Source organism: Cyanobium sp. ATX-6F1, assembly GCF_047395825.1.
GTDB lineage: Bacteria > Cyanobacteriota > Cyanobacteriia > PCC-6307 > Cyanobiaceae > ATX-6F1.
The window spans coordinates 343,535-361,485 of record NZ_JBCEBF010000001.1; the positions used below are offsets into that span (position 1 = coordinate 343,535).

A 17,951-nucleotide genomic window follows, 5' to 3' on the forward strand; every position below is an offset into this window, starting at 1 on the left:
GCCATGACCTCAGGTTGCCCGATACCAACAGAACCCTCCGGCACCATCCAGCTGGGCCACGGTGGCGGCGGCCGCCTCAGCCGCCAGCTGCTCGAGACCCTGATCCTGCCCATCCTGGGCACTCCCGCAGGGGGCGCCCTCGATGCGGCGCTGCTGCCGGCCCAGGAAGGCCCGCTGGCCTTCACCACCGACAGCTATGTGGTGCGGCCGCTGGAGTTCCCCGGGGGCGACATCGGTTCCCTGGCGGTGTACGGCACCGTGAATGATCTGGCCATGGTGGGGGCCCAGCCCCTGGCCCTCAGCCTCGGCCTGATCCTGGAGGAGGGCCTGCCCCTGGCCACCTTGGAACGGGTGCTCCATTCGCTGCGGGCGGCGGCCGAGCGCTGCGGCGTGGCGGTGGTCACCGGGGACACCAAGGTGGTGGAGCGGGGCAAGGGGGACGGCATGTTCCTCAACACCGCCGGCATCGGCCGCATTGAGCACAGCCTGGCGATCGGCCCGGCGGCGATCCGCCCCGGCGACGCCCTGCTGGTGAGCGGCGACCTGGGCCGCCACGGGGTGGCGATCCTGGCCGCCCGCCATGAACTGGGCTTCAGCAGCCCCCTGCCCAGTGACCTGGCACCCCTGCACGAAGACGTGCAAGCCCTGCTGGCCGCGGGCCTGGAACTCCACGGCCTGCGGGACCTCACCCGCGGCGGCCTGGCGGCGGCCCTCGATGAACTGGCGGCGGCGGCCGGCCTCGACATGCTGGTGCTGGAGGAAGCCGTGCCGGTGGCCGCCGCCGTGGGCAGCGCCTGCGACCTGCTGGGGCTTGAACCCCTGGCCATGGCCAACGAGGGTCGCTTCCTGGTGGCGCTGCCGGACTCCCAGGCGGAGGCCGCCCTCGCCCTGCTCAGGCAGGTGCAGCCGACGGCCCAGCGGATCGGCCAGGTGGAGGGTCCTGGGACCGGCAAGGTGCGCCTGGAGAACGCCATGGGGGTGAGGCGCTGGCTGGATCCAGGCCGGGGGAGCAGCTGCCAAGGATCTGTTGAAGCCTGAGGGATTCAGCTCAGCTCTGGTTGCCACCCAACATCTGATCCACCCCCTGGTAGGGGTTGAACTCATCCCAGCCGGGGCTGGCGTCGTTGAACAGACCGAAGCGGGCTGCCTCGTCGTTGAGCAAGGTGTTGCCTTCGGGGCGGGTGTCGCAGGTGATGCCACCACCTGGAGCCGGCGTGCAGTTCTGAAAACGCACATCGGCGCGGGAGCCCGCCGGCGCGGCCAGACAACCCAGCAACAGGGCGCTGGCGAGCAGGGGGCGAAACCTTCGAACCATGTTCAGCGCGGACCCTTCAAGGTAATGATGGCAGAGGTCTCCTTCCACGCAGCGATGTACACCGACTGGACCGCCGTCATCTTGCTGCTGCTCACCGCCGCCCCGCTGGCGGTGGTGGTGGCCACCGCGGTCTTCTTCATCGCGAAGAAACCCGCAAAGCCCCCGCGCTGACCTCGGCCTCCCCCACCACCCCGGGCGCGATGGGAGCAGCCTTGCTCTCCCCGCTGAGGAGGCGGGTCAGCTCTGGGCTGGCGCTGAACTGCGGCAGCACCCCCTGACCGAGACAATCCAGGCAGGTGCGAAAACGATGGTGGCTCATCCGGAGCACACCGCTCCCGCCGCAGGCTTGGCAGCAGGGACGATCACCAGGGCTGGGTGATGGGGAGTCTGGTGATGGGGTGAGCGGGTCGCTCATCAAAACAATCAGGAGTTGAACCCAGTTTCGGACCCCAGGGCGCCCTTGATCCCGAAGCCTTTGTTAAGACTCAGGGCCCGCTCGAACGCCTCCAGGCTCAGTTGCTCCAGCAGAGCCCTGGCGCTCAGCGCGCTGGGCCTAGCCACAAGGCCGAGGCTCCCCGCCAGTCGCCCGATCACCTCGGGGGCGCCCAGCCCCTCGCTCCTCCAGGCCGCCAGGCCCTCAGCCCCCTGGCGTTTGGCCAGGCGCTCCCCCGAGGGCTGGCGCCAGAGGGGCACATGGGCGTAGCTGGGGGCCACTCCCCCCAACGCCTCGATCACCGCCACCTGGGGGGCCGTGGAGGCCCAGAGATCCTCCCCGCGCACCACGGTTGTGATGCCCAGGGCCAGCTCATCCACCGCCGTGGTCAGGTGGTAGGCCAGCACCCCGTCGGCGCGGCGCAGCACCGGATCGCCCACCTGCCGGGCCGCCTGCAGGATTCCAGGGGCCGCCAGCCGCTCCCGCCACTGGATCGGCGCGTCCGGCAGGCGCAGGCGCCAACTGGGCAGGCGCCCCGCCTCGATCCCCCACCGGTTCGGCCGCCCCCGGCAGGTGCCCGGATAGACCGGCGCCTCGCCGTGGGGCGCTGAAGGGTCCGCCAGCATCCGCCTGCTGCAGCGGCAGGGGTAGAGCTCGCCCGAGCGCCGCAGGGCCGAGAGCACCGAGCCATAGAGGCCCCGCCGCTCGCTCTGGCGCAGCAGCGGACCATCCCAGTGGAGCCCCAGCCAGTCCAGATCCCGCAGGATGGCGTCCTCGGCGCCGACACGGTTGCGGGGCCGATCGAGATCGTCGAAGCGCAGCAACCATTCGCCCCGATGCAGCCGGGCGTCGAGCCAGCTGAGCAGGGCGGTGCGCAGGTTGCCCCAGTGCAGCTCTCCGGTGGGGGAGGGGGCGAAGCGACCGCGGTAGGGCGCCGGCCCAGCGACCTCGGCCGGGTTCCGCCCAGGGGCGGGCCGCAGCAGGGGCACCAGATGGGCCGGCAACGCCACCGCTGGGCCAGCAAAAGGCGGCCCAGCGGGCCGCCCAGCTCAGCCGCCAAGGGGCGGATTCATTTCTTCTTGGTCTTCTTCGACTCGGTCTGGACCCGGTCCTTGAACAGCTTGCCGGCGGTGAAGGCGGGCACGTGCTTGGCGGGAATGGCGATCTTCTCGCCGGTCTTGGGGTTCAGACCCTGGCGGGCGGAGCGCTCGCGGGCTTCGAAGGAACCGAAACCAAGGATGGATACCTTTTCTCCTCCCACCACCGAATCGATGATGGTTTCGATGGCAGTATCGATCACCAGGGACACATCGGTTTTGGTGAGCTCGGTGCGGAGGGCAACGAGGTTGACGAGATCAGCTTTGTTGGTCATCGGGAACGGAATCCTCCGGATCAGCGGAAGCCGTGCGGGTCGGAGAGTCCCTTGCGGCCGTGGGTGTGAGCGCGCTAATCGTATGGGTGTTCGCGGCCCCAGGCAACCGGAACATCAATCTCAGCCATAGTTTTGGCCCCGCACGAACGCTCAAGGGGGCCTTTGGTTGCCCAGGGCACACAATCGAGCTTCGCCGTGGGCCGATCGGCGAACGGCTCATTCGCCTTCCCTTGCGGCCTGAGCGGCCAGATCCTCCAGCAGGTCCTCCAGGAGCCGGCGGCCGCCGCTGATCAGCTTTTCGCCCCGCAGCGCCCCCAGCCCCGCCCCACTGGCGATCCAGTCGGGGGCCCCGGGGGGAGCCAGCGGCGCAGGCGCTCCAGGCTGCGCCGCTGCCGCGGCCAGTGGAAGGTGCGGGCCGTGCGCAGGGGGGCCAGCTGGTTCACGCCGGTGGGCACCAGCAGGCGTCCGCAGAACAGCCCGCCCGCCTCCAACGCCAGCACGACGCAGGCCCCCGGCGTGGGCCCCGGTGTCCAGAGCAGGCGCACCCCGGGCTGGGGCTCGGCCTCCTCGGCAAACGTCTCCAGCCGGGCCACCCCCGGCAGCAGATAGGCCTCCTGCTCCTGCACCAGCACCGGCCAACCGAGCGCCTCCTGGAAACGCCGGCAGCGGCCATGGCCCTCGCGGCTGGTGAGCAGGATCCTGCCGCTCTGGCGCTCGCGCAGAAAGGTCAGGTTGGCCTCGGTGTACCCCGGGCAATCGATCAGCACGCCGCCACCGCCGCCCGGCAGGGCCTGCCACCAGGCGGTGCCCCCTGGCTGTCGCGGCTGGGGGCGAACACCCACAGGTTGTCTTGCACCGGCTGGGGTGGTCGTCCGGTTTCGCTGGGGCTGGCGATGGCCATGGAGTCACCGAACCGGATCACCGACCTAGCTTGTGACGCCATCTGCGCGGGCCCTTGGCGTCGATCCAACTGGGACACCCCTGGCCCCTGGGGGCGAGTCTGACCGCCGCTGGCGTGAACTTCTCGGTGGTGGCGCCCCGGGCCACCCGGGTGGAACTGCTGCTGTTTGAGCGCGGCGATTCCCCCGAACCCGATCGGGTGATTGCCCTGGATGGGCGCCACCGCTCCGGCGACCACTGGCATGTGGAGGTGCCGGGGCTGGGGCTGGGGGCCTGCTACGGCTACCGGGTCTTCGGGCCCCTGCTGCCCGGCCAGCACAATTTCGATCCCTCCAAGGTGCTGCTCGATCCCTGCGCCCGGGCGATCGACGGCTGGCAGGTCTACCGCCGTGGCGCCGCCGCCGGCGCCGCCCCCAACACCAGCAGCTGCCTCAAGGGTGTGGTGACCGAACGGGACCGCTTCGATTTCGAGGCGGCGCCGCGGCCCCGCCACAGCTGGTCGCGCACCGTGATCTATGAACTGCACGTGGGCGGCTTCACCCAGGGCCCCGGCTGCCCGGTGAGCCGGGCGCTGCAGGGCACCTATCTCGGGCTGATCGAGGTGCTCGGCGAGCTCAAGGCGTTGGGGGTCACCGCCCTGGAACTGCTGCCGGTGATGGCCTTCGATCCCCACGACGCCCCCGACGGCCGGCTGAACCACTGGGGTTACAGCCCCCTGAGCTGGCTGGCGCCCCACCACGCCTACGTCGCCGGCGGTGATCCGCTCACGGCCCGGGGGCAGGTGCGCCGGCTGGTGAGCGCCTGCCACCAGCTCGGCCTCGAGGTGCTGGTGGATGTGGTCTACAACCACACCACCGAAGGCAACCAGGAGGGCCCGACCCTCAGCTGGCGGGGCTTCGACGACCGGCTCTATTACCACCAGACCGCCAAGGGGGAGTACCTGGATGTGAGCGGTTGCGGCAACACCGTGGCGGCCAACCGGCCCCTGGTGCGGCGGCTGATCCTGGAATCGATGCGCTGCTGGGCCCTGGAGCTGGGGGTGGATGGTTTTCGCTTCGATCTGGGCATTGCCCTCTCGCGGGGGAGGGTCTCGCCCCCTCGACCAGCCGCCCCTGTTCGAGGACATCGAGGCCGACCCGGAACTGAGCGATCTCAAGCTCGTGAGCGAGCCCTGGGACTGCGGCGGCCTCTACCGGCTGAGCGATTTTCCGGCCCGGCGGGTGGCCGCCTGGAACGGCCGCTTCCGCGATGACCTGCGCAGCTTCTGGAAAGGCGATGAAAAGACCAGCTGGTCGATGGCCCAGCGGCTCAACGGCAGCCCGGATCTGTTTGGCGGCCAGCCGGCGGAGGCCGGCCGCTGCATCACCTTCATCACCGCCCACGATGGCTTCACCCTGGCGGACCTGGTCAGCTACAACCGCAAGCACAACCTCGCCAACGGCGAGGACGACCGCGACGGTGACAACCACAACAACAGCTGGAACCACGGGGTGGAGGGCCCCAGCAGCGACCATGCGGTGGTGGCCCTGCGGGAGCGGCAGCTGCGCAACCTGCTGGCCTCCCTGCTGCTGGCACCGGGGGTGCCGATGCTGCTGATGGGCGATGAGGTGCGCCGCAGCCAGGGGGCAACAACAACGCCTGGTGCCAGAACAACCCGATCGGCTGGATGCACTGGCGCGCCAACGCCCAAGACCTGGCCCTGCGGCAATTCTGTCGCCGGCTGCTGCGGCTACGGGAGCGGCTGACACCGCTGCTCAACCCCGACCAGGCCACCCTCGAGGAGCTCCCGGTCCAACGCCACTGGCACGGGGTGGAGCTGAATGCCCCCGATTGGGCCAAGTGGTCCCACTCCCTGGCCTGGAGCCTGGAGACCCCCACCAGGGGGCGCTGCTCTGGTGCGGCATGAACGCCTACTTCAAGGCCATGCACTTCGATCTGCCCCCCTGCCCCGGCGGCTGGCTGCGGGTGATCGACACCGCCCTGCCCGCCGGTCAGGACCTGCCCGAGCGGCCCGAACGCTGGAGTCCGCCGGGGGCGCCGCTGGAGAGCCGCAGCCTGATGCTGCTGGTGGCCGCCCCGCTGCTGGCAGGAGTGAGGCTCTGAGGACGAAGCGGAACCGCCCGTCACATCAGGAGAGGAACCCCCAACACAACGGGCGTCGTGCCAACAAAACAAGAGCGGGCGGCGGGAATCGAACCCGCATCATCAGCTTGGAAGGCTGAGCTATAAAATGCCCAGTCTCATTGCTGTGACTGGTTTCTCAATTACAAAAATCGGCCATGTGAGATGTTATGTGAGATGTTTTGGCGCAGGCGTTGTCAATAAGCCCCGGCGGCAAAAATCGAGCAGGGGGTTCTTGGGAGTTGGCGAGACAGCTTCTGGACCTCCGAGACGAAGGCAGTCGGACGCCACGCCGTTGACCTAAGACCCCAAGCGCAAGCAGACCACTCCTTGCCGCCCCTATTAAAGGCAAGCCTGCTTTCCTTGAATAAGCTTCGGCTGTGTTCAAGGTTCGTCGAGGGACGTTCCCATGCGGCGCGAGTCCACAGGTCGCTACGAAATCAGCACCACCACAGGAGAATCCGTGCGGGCCTTCGTGCCGGCGTCGCTACCTCCTCATCCACCGATCACTCTTGAAGGGCCGCTTCAGGCCCTGCACGAGCGAGCCCTGTTGGCTTGCGGACGTCTGGACGGAGTCTCGGCGCTGCTGCCGGATCCAGAGCTTTTCCTCTACACCTACGTGCGGCGAGAGGCGCTGCTCTCCTCCCAGATCGAGGGCACCCAGTCGTCCCTCTCCGATCTGCTGCTCTTTGAACTGGAAGAGGCGCCTGGTGTTCCCTTTGATGACGTGGTGGAGGTTTCCAGCTACGTGGCCGGCCTTGAGCATGGTCTGGCGCGGCTGCGGGAAGGATTCCCTCTGTCCTCCCGCCTGCTGCGGGAGATCCACGCCAAGCTGCTGGCACGGGGCCGCGGGGCCGATCGGCTTCCTGGTGAATTTCGCCGCAGCCAGAACTGGATCGGCGGCACCCGGCCCGGCAATGCAAGCTTCGTGCCGCCGCCACCGGGCCTAGTGGAGGACTGCATGGCGCAGTTGGAGCACTTCATCCATGGAACCGCCCAAAACGAGCACGAGCTGCCGGTGCTGGTGCGTGCCGCCCTGGCCCACGTGCAGTTCGAGACGATCCACCCATTCCTCGACGGCAATGGTCGCTTGGGCAGGCTCCTGATCGTGCTGGTGCTGATCGATGCCGGCGTTCTGCAGCAGCCCTTGCTCTACCTCAGCTTGTTTTTCAAGCAGCACCGCAGCCGCTACTACGAGCTGCTGGAAGGTGTTCGCCGCGAGGGCGACTGGGAGGCCTGGATCGATTTCTTCCTGGAGGGAATCGTGACCACCGCGAGCTCAGCCGTCGCCACCGCACACCGGCTGCTGGCGCTTTTTCGCGGCGACGAGGCCAGGCTCACGGGCCTGGGGCGGTCTGGTCCGAGCGTGCGCCAGATCTTCCAAGCCCTGCGCCAGCGCCCACTGACCAGCATCGGCCAGATCCGAGCGATGAGCGGCCTGAGCTTTCCCACCATCAGCAAAGCCATCGAGACCCTGGTCGAGCTCGGGATCGCCCGCGAGATCACCGGTGGGCGGCGCAATCGCCTGTTCGCCTACGACGCCTATCTGGCCATCCTCAGCGAGGGCACTGAGCCGCTCTGAGCCATGAAGGCCCACCCCGGGAGCGGGGAGTGATGGTGTCACACGGCGCAAGGGCTGCGCGAGTCGATGAGGCCGCTGCGCGGTCACCGACCCTTGCGCTCGCGTGATCTCTTCGCTCCTCGCCGCCACCGGGATGGGTGGCTGAGGTCACGCCTGCACGGCGCCTCTCCCGCGGCTGCGGTGCCGCTGCTCATCCGGCCGGCTGGTGCTTGATGGATCAGGTGTGCTGATTGCAAGAGGTTCCCTCGCGCGGCTGCGCGGGCTATCAATCAGGCCTGGAGCACCAAGCTGGCCACAAAGATGGCCAGTTGGACGCCACTCAATTCAGCCGTGGAGCGTGAGCTGTGACCCCTCAAATTCCAGTGATTGCAGTGGCTCTGGCCTGCATAAAGTGGATTTGTACTGCTAAGATTAGGTCAGCGCCAAAGGCCCCGAGCCCATCGCCTGCGGCAACGTCATCCCCTGATCTCGCCATCACCGCCGCATTCGTATCAGCGGCATGATGCCCCGATCAGTTGTCACCTGCGGCAACTGATTCCATGGCTGTTTGTACTTCATCCAGGCCTGAAGTGGGCCCCGGTCGCTCCCTTGTGATCGTGGCCGGCGGCGGCCGAGATCTGGCCTGGCCCCATCAGCGGGTGGCTGCTGAGCTGCTGGCCCGCAGCAGCGGCCGGCTCGTTCATCTGCTGCTCCATGGCGGAGCACGCGGAGCCGATGCCGCCATCGCCCGCGCCGCCCATCAGCTGGGTTGGTCGGCACTGGTCATGCCTGCCGAGTGGCGGCGCCATGGCCGGGCTGCCGGGCCGATCCGTAATCGGGAACTGCTCGAACTGGCCGTTGCCCGGGCCTTGTCCCACTCCTCCCCCGGTGTCTCCACCTCGGTGCTGGTGGTGGCCTTCCCCGGCGGGCCAGGCACCGCCTCCCTGGTGCAGCAGGCCCGCCGGATGGCCTCACGCTCCCCGGTGCCGATCGCCGTGGTGGAAGTCAGCCCATCCGCCGGTCGCTGGGCCCATCCCGCTGCTGCCGCTCGCTGTTGAAGCCTTCCGCGCCTGTTGCTGCCTCCGTTCCCCATTCCTCTCAACGACATGGCTGTTCTCACCCCCATCCCGATCGCTTCCGTCTCTCCGGCCATTGCCCCACCGGTAGCTGCTTCTGAATCCGCCGGTCCCGCCTGCGCCTTGCAGCGCAACGGTTCCCTCTGGCAGCTGGGCATCGAGGCCCAGGAGCTCACCACCGCCATCGGCCAGCTGGCCGAGCAGCTTGAGGCCGATGACGACGATTCCCGCAGTCAGGCCCTCGCTGAGCTGGAGGCCGCCCTGCTGGCTGAGGAGGGCAACAAGCAGGCCCTGGCGGCCAAGGCCGATGCCACCTGCTGGGTGATCGAGCATCTGCGCGGCCAGGCCGCCTATCGCCAGCAGCAGGCCAAGCGCCTCACGGAGCTTTCCCGCTCCGATGTCGGCCGGGCCGATGCCTTGGAGGAATCGCTGGTGCTGGTGCTCACCCGGCTACAGCCCGGCGCCACCGCCTTCTCTTTCCCCAATCACGAGCTCAGCAGCCGCAAATCCCAGGCCGTCGAGATCGAGGACGAGGAGACCCTGGCGCGGGAGTGGCAGTCCTCCACCACCAGCTGGAAGCCGGATCGCCTGCTCATCAAAGACGCGCTTAAGGCAGGCCAGGACGTCCCAGGCGCCCAGCTGATCAGCCGCCGCAGCTGGCGCATCCGCTGACCGGCCAGAGCTGTTTCAACCGGGCCGCTGCCTGGCGGCCCACTGCACCCCTTACAGAACAAGCCATGACCAGCAGCACCTTTACTGCCGAGCAGATCGCCACCCTCACTGCACCCCTCGATCGCGCCAAGGTGCGTCAGCGGGAGCAGGGCCGGACCACCGTCAGCTACCTGGAGGGATGGCAGGTGATCGCGGAAGCCAACCGCATCTTTGGCTTTGACGGTTGGACGCGAGAAACAACCTCAGTCCGCTGCGTCAACCAGAGCGAGCGCAGCATCGGCCGGGACAACCGCCCTGGCTGGGGCGTCACCTACACAGCCCGGGTTCGCATCACCGTCGGCCATCTGGGCACCGCCCCACTGATCCGCGAGGGAACCGGCGCCGGCCACGGCATTGACGTGGACCTGGGCCAGGCCCATGAATCGGCCATCAAGGAGTCCGAAACCGATGCCATGAAGCGTGCCCTGATGACCTTCGGGAACCCGTTCGGGCTGGCGCTTTATGACAAGCAGCAGCGGGAGGTCACCCAATCGGAAGGGGACAGAGCCCATCAAGTCCCTGCCAGCAACGGCAAGAGGTCGATCCATCGCCGCCCGTCCCCCGCGGCACAGAACGCCGCAGCGGAAGCCACAGGCGACCCAAGCCTGTCGCCCCTCGATCCGGCCACCATCAGCCAGATGTTGGCCACCCTGCGCAGTCTGCCGAGGCCGGTGCTGGAGGGGTTCACCAAGGCTTTCCGCAAGCGCTTTCAGGTCCCGGAGGACGCCACCTCCATCGCCGATCGGATTTGTCAGAAGCGTCACCACGACTGGATCGAGGCGTATTTGGTTCAGCACCAGAGCGTTGTCTGAGATCCAGTGATCCGGCAGCTCAGATCGGATGAGCTGCCTACCATTCATGAGACCGGCCGCCCTAAGGGCCATGACCACGCAAACCGATCTGGGCTGGGCAGGCTGCAGTGCTGTGGAGATGGATCCTCAGCGCGTGAGCGGAGCCTGGGTGTTCCGCGGTACCCGGATTCCGGTGGCGGCTCTGTTCGAAAACCTGGAAGACGGTGTCTCCTTGGCTGAATTCGTCGAACTGTTCCCAGGGGTGAGCCTCGAGCAGTCACGGCTAGTCCTGGAGCACGCCGCTCGGAGCACCGCTGCTGCCGCACTGGCCTGAGTGCGGATCCTGTTTGACCAGGGGACACCCGTTCCCCTCCGCCGCTCATTGACCGGCCATGTGGTGGTCACGGCCTATGAGCTGGGTTGGTCGACCGTCACCAATGGCGAGCTGATTCGCCTGGCGGAGCGGGAGGGCTACGAGCTCCTGATGACCACCGATACGAACCTGCGATATCAGCAGAACCTGAGCGGGCGCAGCAACGCGATCCTGGTGCTGACAACAACCAGCTGGCCGCGGATTCGGGAGGTCACAGGCGAGCTCCAGGCAGCGGTCGCCGCCATTGAAAGCGGTGGCTACGAGGAACTGTTCATTCCCTGAACACCTCAGCGCCGCAGTCGCGAACATCCCTTCGCGGCGCCCAGCAGCTGGCAACGGCCACGCTCCCAACCGCCTGCCCGCAGGTTTGCCATCCGATGCTGCACCGACCGATGGCGCCGACTCAGCCATCGAGGACCAGGCGCTGCTGCCCCTCGATGGCGCCACGATCCAGCGGATTCACGCCACCATTCGCAGCCTTTCCCAGCCTCAGCTGGAGGGGTACCGCTCCGCGGAAGACTCCGTCTTCACCAAAGCATTCCGCAAGCGGTTTCAGGTCCCGGAGGAGGCAACTTCCATCGCCGATCGGATGCTGCAGAAGCGGCATCACGATTGGATCGAGGCCTTCCTGGTGCAGCACGCAGCTGTTCCAGCGTGATTCCAGGAGTAGAAGCGGCTGTGCTACTTGTGGGCACCTTCATTGCACCCAATTACGCCCGAGTGGGTCAGTGCCCAGTCCGCATGAACTGTTGCAGCAAGAGCAGGGAACGTTGCTCAGCAACCTGATGCTGAACTTCCTCGCTCTGGACCTTTAGCGGCAGCACCTCGAGACAAGCGCTCCCAGGTGCCAGAGCGAGCTCTTGGCCTGTCATCAATGGGAGAAGATCCAGGTCCCCGAAGTGGTCGGAGGTCGCGAACGCCAGGAGCTTGTCGCCCTCACGATCTTCGAAGTAGGCAACGGTATAGGAGGTGCCAAAGGGCCCTTCCGCTGTCGTTACCACCTTGTGGAGCAGGGCTCGCGTCGGTTGATCCGTCGTCATCGTTCAGCTCTCCGCTCACACGCGATCGACTGCCGTTCTCGCCCTAGACATCTCCATCGATGTCACCTGGCGGGAGCGGATGAGCAAAGCAGGCGCAGTCCCCCGCCATGGGTGGGCGGTTGTTGAGTTGTACGGATCGGGCTCCGGTGACTGCCGGGAATGATTCAGCATGAAAAGGCTCCAGAACATGTGGAGTGGCCCGCAAGGGGAGGCTCAGGGAGGTCAGATTCCCTGGGCCCTTCTTGCGTAGAAGGGCCGTCCCGTGCGGAGTTCAAGGTCTAGCACCGGCTTCTGGGCCAAGACGGGCGGCAAACACCAGGAGTGGTGTAAGGGCCCTCAGCGATTGCCAGATTTGGTGGTTGTCCGTAGGATCGCCCCCTTGTGATCTGGTTGTGAGAGCCCGTCTGGCTGGGCATCCCGAGAACCGGCGCAACCTCATTCCAGTAACACCGCGCAAAGGCACTGCAGCGCAACGGTTCTCATCGTTCTCAATAAGGCGCGTGTGACAACCGAAGAAGTGGCGGCTCCTCGGACGGTCTTCGGTCGAGCCGGAGTCGAGCCAGTGCAGGCGTGGGCAACTGATCGGTGATGGCGGTTCTTCCTCCCCGGCAGATAGCGCAAGCTGTTCGGCTCAAGATGTCGATCGACGAGCGGCCCTACCTCCATGTCACGGCTGACGCTGCCAGGGGCATCTGCAAACCCTGTCGGCCTGTTCCGCTTGCCAGGGAGGCTCGGTATAAACCGGGTAATCCTTTCAGCCAATGCCCAGCCACACCGCCGGCACTGCCTTGGGCAGCGATCCTTGCGCAGGCATGGGAGGCAACGCCACCCGCCTACCTGCTGCAGCCAGCAGGTAGCGCATGCCCGTCCCAGGTTTTGATCGGTATGGCCTGCTTCCAGGTGGAGTTCATGGATGCACGATGCAGGAAGTGGAGGCCGCCCTTGCTTGGAATGCCCAACGGCGTCAGCTGACCTCGCTGCTGAGGGAATTCATCACGGAGGAACTGTCACCTCGCTTTTCTGTGCTTCCTCCCGTGGTGCTGGACGGCAGTTATGTGACCTCGGAGGAGAACCCAGCCGACATCAACCTCGTCATGGAGCTGCAGGAATTTCCTGATCAGCAAAAGATGCAGGCACTTGAGCTTTGCCAACGATGCCCTGACATCCTGCTGCGTTATCGGATCGACCTGAAAACAGCGCTGCAGCGATCGGGGGCAGACCTTGTTGCTTACTTCAGCTCTTTGGATCCCAGGGAGGCAATCGCCATGAATCTGTATCACGACCACAAAAAAGGTCTGTTGAGGTTGCGGTGATGGGCGGCTGGATCGACGCGACTGAGGGCAAGGCCCGCATCATCCACCAGGAGTTACTGGCGGCGCGTGAGCTAGCCGTGCGCATGGGCAAAGATCCCGATGAAATCAGCTCTCCCTATTTCGAGCTGCTCGCGAAGCTCTATCGGGATGATTTCCCCATTGCCTTCCTGGCGGATCATTCGGATTTGGTCGCTCGCTTTACGGGGCCAGGGGTTCTCAATCACGAGCCGCCGGTTTCGCTGGTCACCGGAGCCTTCTCCAAGCTGCGCACGCAGATTCAGCACATCGCCAAATCGATCGCAGGGCTGGAAGAGAAGAAGGTGCGTTGGCCTGAGCATCTCGATCCCAACCTGTCCGGGTTGGCCTACGGAAGCCTGGTGGTGGGGATGCGGGTGCCGCGCCCTGGGGAACTGGACTCCCAGGGGCAGTTGGTTCTCGAAGGCGTCACCGACGGGCTTTACCAAGCCGTGCGTGACGCTGTCCGCAGCCTTCCCATCATCCCAAGGCTGATCGAGGATGACGGTGTCAGTGAAGAGGTTTATTCCCTGTTTCCTGATCCTGCCGTACGAGACACGATCATGCTGGCTGCCCACAAGCTGGCCCCATCCTCCAAGAACAAAGGCATCACCAATTTGTACCTGAGTTGCCCAGGAGAAGACGAGCTGGCACCCACTGCGCTGACCAAGAAGAGCCGGGAGATCTTGAGGAAAAGCTTGAACGAACCGTCCTGGAAGCGCTCCAGTGGCACCGATTCCTTTGAGGGTGTGGTGCGGGAAATCGATCTGGATGCCTTTCGCTTTGAGATCCGCGGCGCCCGGTATCTGCGCGGCATCCGTTGCATGTACGACGAGCGGTATAAGACAAAAGTCAAGGAGATTCTTGATTGCACCGTCCGGGTCAGCGGCAGCTATGAGGCGGCTGCCGACAAGCAGCCCAGTCTTGTGGCGGTGGAATCCATTGAGATTCTGCGCAGGGCCGACGAACAGCTGGACCTGCTTGGGCACTGAGATCTGCCAGCTGGCTGCTCCGATCCCCAGGTGCTGCATTGGTCCCAATGGCGGAGGTGCTGGCTGAGGCAGACCTGGGTGGTGCGGTCCAGCCGGAAGTCACTGCCGATCAACACGGCTCCTGGGGCTTCGCTGCAGTCGGATCGTCAGCACCCGTAGGAGATCACGACGTCCCCCTCGGCCACAGCACCCCGCTGCTGGGCCTGCTGCCACCACCGCCCCCGCCGCTGCCCTGCAGTTGCTTGGCATAGAACGGGTGCTGGCGCACCCCAGCGGCGCCGAGCGCCGACATGCTCCAGTCGGTCAGGAAGTCCGGCGCAGCGGCCGGACCCATCCCAAGGGCCTGCAGCGGCGCCAGCGGGCAGAAGCTCAGGCGATCCGGCACCGTTTCCCACGGCAGTGAGCCGACGGTGCTCCAGAGCGCCAACGCCGCAGGCGTCCCCGTTGGCTGCAGGAACCACAGATCAGTGGCACCGCCATAGGCCGCCGCCAGCTGATAGAAGGTGCCGCCGCCGGCCGGACTGCTGACCCGGCCCAGGCGGCGCGGGCTGCTGAGCTGGTTGTCCCCCAACCACAAGCAATCGGGCAGCACCACCCGGGGCTGAATCGTCCCCGGCTGGAACAGACCGCTGGTGGGGTTCGCATACAACCCATAGCCTTGACTCAGCTGCTGAACACCACCGAGCGCATACGGCATCACAGAACATGACACCAACGTGTTGTTGTTCCAGATGTAGCTGTTCTGCGAATAGAACATGCCGACATAGGCATTGGAGCGGTTGAAGAACACATTCCAGCCTGATGTTGCCGGCGACCTGAACAGAACCATCGTGTGGTTCTGCGTGTAGGTGTCCGCGCCGATCGGTGCAATCGAGTAGCAGAAAAACTCACGGCCAGGTGCCGTGTCCATCAGCACCAGCAACATCGCGCCGTAATCAATCGCCGGCGATCCATCCGCCGCGTAATGAGACAGACCAGCACTGACGCTGTGCAAAGTGGAAGCGAACGTGCCGTAGCCGCCGTTGCTGCTGTCGATGGTGTAGGCGCTCTCCAGGCCCAGCCGCAACAGAGCCGTGCTCGAAGATGCGTTGTAGCCCTGGACTTTGCTGGTGTTGTAGAAGCTCAAGAGCACCGGATTAACCGGATGGCCGAGGCGCCACACATACCCGAAGTTCGTTACTCCCGACGCGGAATTGTGATCCTTGACGACCTGCAACTGCAGAGCAGCATTGGCCGGCGTGGCGTTCACCACCGCCGCGAACGCCGAGAAGGCCTCGCTCAGCCGCAGGCCAGGGCTGCCGACTGCCTTGCTGGTCCAGTTCCAGGAGGCCCACTGTTGGGCTGAAGTGGCAAGGGCCATAGGGAAGAACTGCGCTGGAATCAGGTGGTGGGATTAACGACCCGCACCGCCAGGCGCGAGGGGCCGAGCTGCAGCCATTCGCTGCCGTCAGCCGCCTTGAAATAACCGAGCGTGACGAAGGTGCGGTTGTAGGTCGCCAGGTCCTGTGGCAACACCACCGGATCCCACCACTGCACCGGCGGCAGTGGCGTTGCAAAGGCCACGCCGGGTGTGATCGGGAGCCACTGCGCCGGCCGGGCGAGCAGGAACGGAGGACCGCTGGCCGTCCAGTCATTGCGGAAACCCCCAGACAGCAGCACCTGCGGCAGGTTGCGGCTCCAGGCCGCCGTGTTGATCACAGCGGCCATGTCGGTGTTCGAGAGGTGCCAGTCACCAGTGGTGACGTCCTTGGCGATCAGCAGCGGCAAGGCCTGGCGGTTAGTAAAGGCGTGCTGAGTGAGGCCAAAAGCGAAAAACTCCTGGCCCGGTGTCAGGCTCCAGGCCGTCGCCGCACCAATCGGCATCGGCAACGTCACCGTGCCCGCTGTGTTCGTCGTGCCCCGACCACCGGAGAGCAACCCGTGGTTACCCAAGCCGCCAGCGGGCGCGTGGCCCGCAGCCAGGCCCGCATGGGCGTTCACCGCCGCCGTGGAGGTGTTCATCACCCACTGGCTCATCAGCTCCACCGGCGAGCCGAGGTTCTGAGCGGTGAGCCGTGCCTTGATCGTCCAACCGAGGAAACCGGGCGCTGCCGCGCTGTTGGTGCTCAGGGTCAGCAGCTGAGCCAGGTTCTGAGAGTTGGCCGCACTGATCCAGGTGGCCAGCTCCATGTCCACCTGCGCCGCCATCGCGCTCAGCGCACCCAAGGCGTTTGGCTCGTCACCGCGGCGTGAGAGATCGCGGATCGTTGCCGCCATCAGGACGGCACCGTGTCGTGCTCGACCAGGGCCCGCACCGTCACCGTCGCCGCATGGGCCACGTTCAGCGCAGTGCGCACCCGAGCGAAGAGCCGCGCCTTGAGCGGCGTCTCGCCATTGGAATAGGTCGAGCCCGGTGCAGGCCACAGCCACGGGATCACGCCATCGAAGCTCAGATCCAGCAGCACTCCGCTTGAGAGCGGCGGATCCTCCACGATCGGCCGCGCCGTATCAGCGTTCCGCGCCTGCGCGCTCGCATAAAAGGTGATCCAGGCGGCGATGTCACAACCGACCGCCAGGAAGCGGCCATCAGTGCCCAGCTCCACGAAGGTCAGATCCAGCACCGACGGCGCCGTGACAGTCGCCGTGACCCGCTGCTCCTCCACGCGCCGAGGCGTGTCGATCCGGGGAACCCAGCCCATCAGGGCACCACAGGGATTTTGCGGATGGCGCGAGTGGTCTGGCTGAAGCTCTTGCTGATGGGCCCCCACGAGCCGTAATACCAGTCCTGGCAGATCGCCGTGGTGGCCTGATCCTCAGTCGAGGTCCACATGTTCCCCTCGAAGAACGCCTGAGCACCACCAATGGAGAAGCCCGTCACCACGGTTTGGGCCGGGATCGACAGGCTGTAGTTCGCCGTGGTCACCGGCACCGCGTAGGGGTTGGCGCCATAGCCCGGAGTGCTGCCATCGGTGTTGTCGGGCTTGAACCTCCGGTACAGGATCTCCAGCTCGTAGAGCGCCGGCACATACCAGTCGCTGTAGCCGCCGATCGTGAGCGCCCGCGCCCACTGGGCAGCGGGGTGGCCCGCATCGTTGGCGGCGTTGCTGTTGGCCAGCCCATCGAACGTGCTCGTGGCCCCGGCCGTGGCCGTATTGGCGGTCTTGAGCACCTTCAGGGCCTGACCCGTGGACTTGGGCGAAATGATCAGCGCATGGGTGGCCACCCCATTCGCCGTAGCCGAGATCAGCCCGCCGTAGTAGCCCCCTCATAGGCAGAACCGATCGCCGGCAGGCTGCCAACCGGAGTGCCAGCACTCACCGTCAGCTTGTAGACGGTGCCCGACACGTTGTCGAGGTACATGTCCCCGTCGATCTGGCCGGGGATGTTGGCCGGTGGCGGCCCGGATCCCACAAACCAGCCCGTGCCGCGGGAGCCCACCGCGCCAGTGGTGCCAGCCACGCCAGCAGGGCCCTGGATGCCAGCCGATCCAGCCGTACCAGCCGGGCCCTGGGGGCCAGCGGCGCCAGCCGGACCTTGGGCACCTGCTGTTCCAGCGGGGCCCGTCGGACCGGCCGGGCCTTGGATCTGACCTGCGTTGACCCAGTTGCTGCCAGCGGCGTTCCAGGAATAGAGCGTGTCGCCCTCGTCTTGAACGATGTAGGCGTCACCCTGCTGCCGGTTCGAGGTCGGCAGCGCCGAGTAGGTGGCGACCGAGCCCTTGAGGTTGATGCCGGTGCCGGCCGCGCCTTGCGGGCCAGTCGGACCGGCTGCTCCAGGAGCTCCAGCCGTGCCAGCCGGACCTTGCGGGCCAGTGCTGCCAGCTGTACCTGCTGTGCCGGCGGTGCCCTGCGGGCCGGCTGGACCTTGCGGGCCGGCTGACCCGGGTGCGCCCGCCGTGCCGGTCGGTCCAGGGGAACCCTGCGGACCCAGCAGGGAGCCGGTGTTATTCCAGGGCATCG

At 66.3% G+C, this 17,951-nt stretch carries 21 protein-coding genes and 1 pseudogene; 12 read left to right on the plus strand and 10 right to left on the minus strand.

The features are described from left to right. Nucleotides 1–3: 3 nt before the first annotated feature. Nucleotides 4–1,038, plus strand: a complete 1,035-nt coding sequence (gene hypE / locus AAF143_RS02150; RefSeq protein WP_414026451.1) for a hydrogenase expression/formation protein HypE — start codon at nt 4–6, stop codon at nt 1,036–1,038. Nucleotides 1,039–1,048: 10 nt separating this feature from the next. Here the strand turns inward: hypE and AAF143_RS02155 are convergent, their stop codons facing one another. Further along, nucleotides 1,049–1,315 carry a hypothetical protein gene (locus AAF143_RS02155; RefSeq protein ID WP_255005395.1) on the minus strand — a complete coding sequence of 89 codons (267 nt, stop codon included), beginning with the start codon at nt 1,313–1,315 and terminating at the stop codon, nt 1,049–1,051. Nucleotides 1,316–1,342: 27 nt separating this feature from the next. Here AAF143_RS02155 and AAF143_RS02160 point away from each other — a divergent pair, with 27 nt between their 5' ends. After that, nucleotides 1,343–1,486 (plus strand): hypothetical protein, encoded by a 144-nt coding sequence (locus AAF143_RS02160; protein WP_255005906.1) that lies wholly within the window; start codon nt 1,343–1,345, stop codon nt 1,484–1,486. Nucleotides 1,487–1,738: 252 nt separating this feature from the next. Here the strand turns inward: AAF143_RS02160 and gluQRS are convergent, their stop codons facing one another. From gluQRS to AAF143_RS02175, 3 genes are all read right to left on the minus strand, one after another. Further along, nucleotides 1,739–2,758 carry a tRNA glutamyl-Q(34) synthetase GluQRS gene (gluQRS, locus tag AAF143_RS02165; RefSeq protein ID WP_409995599.1) on the minus strand — a complete coding sequence of 340 codons (1,020 nt, stop codon included), beginning with the start codon at nt 2,756–2,758 and terminating at the stop codon, nt 1,739–1,741. A 59-nt stretch (nt 2,759–2,817) separates the two neighbouring features. Continuing rightward, nucleotides 2,818–3,120, minus strand: a complete 303-nt coding sequence (locus AAF143_RS02170) for an HU family DNA-binding protein (RefSeq protein ID WP_255005397.1) — start codon at nt 3,118–3,120, stop codon at nt 2,818–2,820. 290 nt (nt 3,121–3,410) lie between these two features. Continuing rightward, nucleotides 3,411–3,962, minus strand: a complete 552-nt coding sequence (locus AAF143_RS02175) for an MBL fold metallo-hydrolase (RefSeq protein ID WP_414026452.1) — start codon at nt 3,960–3,962, stop codon at nt 3,411–3,413. Nucleotides 3,963–4,075: 113 nt separating this feature from the next. Between AAF143_RS02175 and AAF143_RS02180 the strand changes: the two are divergent. The 8 genes and pseudogenes from AAF143_RS02180 to AAF143_RS02215 all read left to right on the plus strand — a co-directional run bounded on the left by AAF143_RS02180 (nt 4,076) and on the right by AAF143_RS02215 (nt 11,311). Further along, nucleotides 4,076–6,123 (plus strand): annotated as a pseudogene (locus AAF143_RS02180) (glycogen debranching protein). A gap of 427 nt (nt 6,124–6,550) precedes the next feature. Next, nucleotides 6,551–7,723: a Fic family protein gene (locus AAF143_RS02185; RefSeq protein ID WP_255005401.1), complete on the plus strand. Its 1,173-nt coding sequence runs from the start codon at nt 6,551–6,553 to the stop codon at nt 7,721–7,723. Nucleotides 7,724–8,262: 539 nt separating this feature from the next. Further along, nucleotides 8,263–8,760, plus strand: a complete 498-nt coding sequence (locus AAF143_RS02190; protein WP_414026453.1) for an SLOG family protein — start codon at nt 8,263–8,265, stop codon at nt 8,758–8,760. 48 nt (nt 8,761–8,808) lie between these two features. Continuing rightward, nucleotides 8,809–9,450 (plus strand): siphovirus Gp157 family protein, encoded by a 642-nt coding sequence (locus tag AAF143_RS02195; protein WP_255005410.1) that lies wholly within the window; start codon nt 8,809–8,811, stop codon nt 9,448–9,450. Between the two features lie 65 nt (nt 9,451–9,515). Then, nucleotides 9,516–10,301: an RAD52 family DNA repair protein gene (locus tag AAF143_RS02200; RefSeq protein WP_255005412.1), complete on the plus strand. Its 786-nt coding sequence runs from the start codon at nt 9,516–9,518 to the stop codon at nt 10,299–10,301. Between the two features lie 118 nt (nt 10,302–10,419). Next, nucleotides 10,420–10,614: a DUF433 domain-containing protein gene (locus AAF143_RS02205; RefSeq protein ID WP_414026454.1), complete on the plus strand. Its 195-nt coding sequence runs from the start codon at nt 10,420–10,422 to the stop codon at nt 10,612–10,614. Then, nucleotides 10,615–10,935, plus strand: coding sequence for a DUF5615 family PIN-like protein (locus AAF143_RS02210; RefSeq protein ID WP_255005415.1), 321 nt, complete (start codon nt 10,615–10,617; stop codon nt 10,933–10,935). 85 nt (nt 10,936–11,020) lie between these two features. Beyond that, nucleotides 11,021–11,311: a hypothetical protein gene (locus tag AAF143_RS02215; RefSeq protein ID WP_255005417.1), complete on the plus strand. Its 291-nt coding sequence runs from the start codon at nt 11,021–11,023 to the stop codon at nt 11,309–11,311. A gap of 67 nt (nt 11,312–11,378) precedes the next feature. Here the strand turns inward: AAF143_RS02215 and AAF143_RS02220 are convergent, their stop codons facing one another. Then, nucleotides 11,379–11,693, minus strand: a complete 315-nt coding sequence (locus AAF143_RS02220) for a hypothetical protein (RefSeq protein WP_255005419.1) — start codon at nt 11,691–11,693, stop codon at nt 11,379–11,381. Nucleotides 11,694–12,553: 860 nt separating this feature from the next. Between AAF143_RS02220 and AAF143_RS02225 the strand changes: the two genes are divergently transcribed. Then, on the plus strand, nt 12,554–13,006 hold the full coding sequence (locus AAF143_RS02225; protein WP_409995590.1) for a DUF6932 family protein: 453 nt from the start codon (nt 12,554–12,556) through the stop codon (nt 13,004–13,006). Then, complete coding sequence (locus AAF143_RS02230; RefSeq protein ID WP_255005421.1) at nt 13,006–14,013, plus strand: hypothetical protein; 1,008 nt, start codon at nt 13,006–13,008, stop codon at nt 14,011–14,013. Before AAF143_RS02225 ends, AAF143_RS02230 begins: the two co-directional genes overlap by 1 nt. Nucleotides 14,014–14,176: 163 nt before the next feature. Here the strand turns inward: AAF143_RS02230 and AAF143_RS02235 are convergent, their stop codons facing one another. From AAF143_RS02235 to AAF143_RS02255, 5 genes are read right to left on the minus strand one after another with little or no spacing between them, the layout of a single operon-like run. Further along, nucleotides 14,177–15,373: a hypothetical protein gene (locus tag AAF143_RS02235; RefSeq protein WP_255005422.1), complete on the minus strand. Its 1,197-nt coding sequence runs from the start codon at nt 15,371–15,373 to the stop codon at nt 14,177–14,179. Between the two features lie 20 nt (nt 15,374–15,393). Further along, nucleotides 15,394–16,269, minus strand: coding sequence for a hypothetical protein (locus tag AAF143_RS02240; RefSeq protein WP_255005423.1), 876 nt, complete (start codon nt 16,267–16,269; stop codon nt 15,394–15,396). Further along, a complete protein-coding gene (locus AAF143_RS02245) occupies nt 16,269–16,691 on the minus strand; it encodes a hypothetical protein (protein WP_255005424.1) in 423 nt (140 codons plus the stop codon). Before AAF143_RS02245 ends, AAF143_RS02240 begins: the two co-directional genes overlap by 1 nt. Beyond that, entirely contained in the window at nt 16,691–17,215 is a 525-nt protein-coding gene (locus AAF143_RS02250; protein WP_414026455.1) for a hypothetical protein, read from the minus strand. Before AAF143_RS02250 ends, AAF143_RS02245 begins: the two co-directional genes overlap by 1 nt. A 20-nt stretch (nt 17,216–17,235) precedes the next feature. Continuing rightward, nucleotides 17,236–17,949 carry a hypothetical protein gene (locus tag AAF143_RS02255; RefSeq protein WP_414026456.1) on the minus strand — a complete coding sequence of 238 codons (714 nt, stop codon included), beginning with the start codon at nt 17,947–17,949 and terminating at the stop codon, nt 17,236–17,238. Nucleotides 17,950–17,951 lie beyond the last annotated feature (2 nt).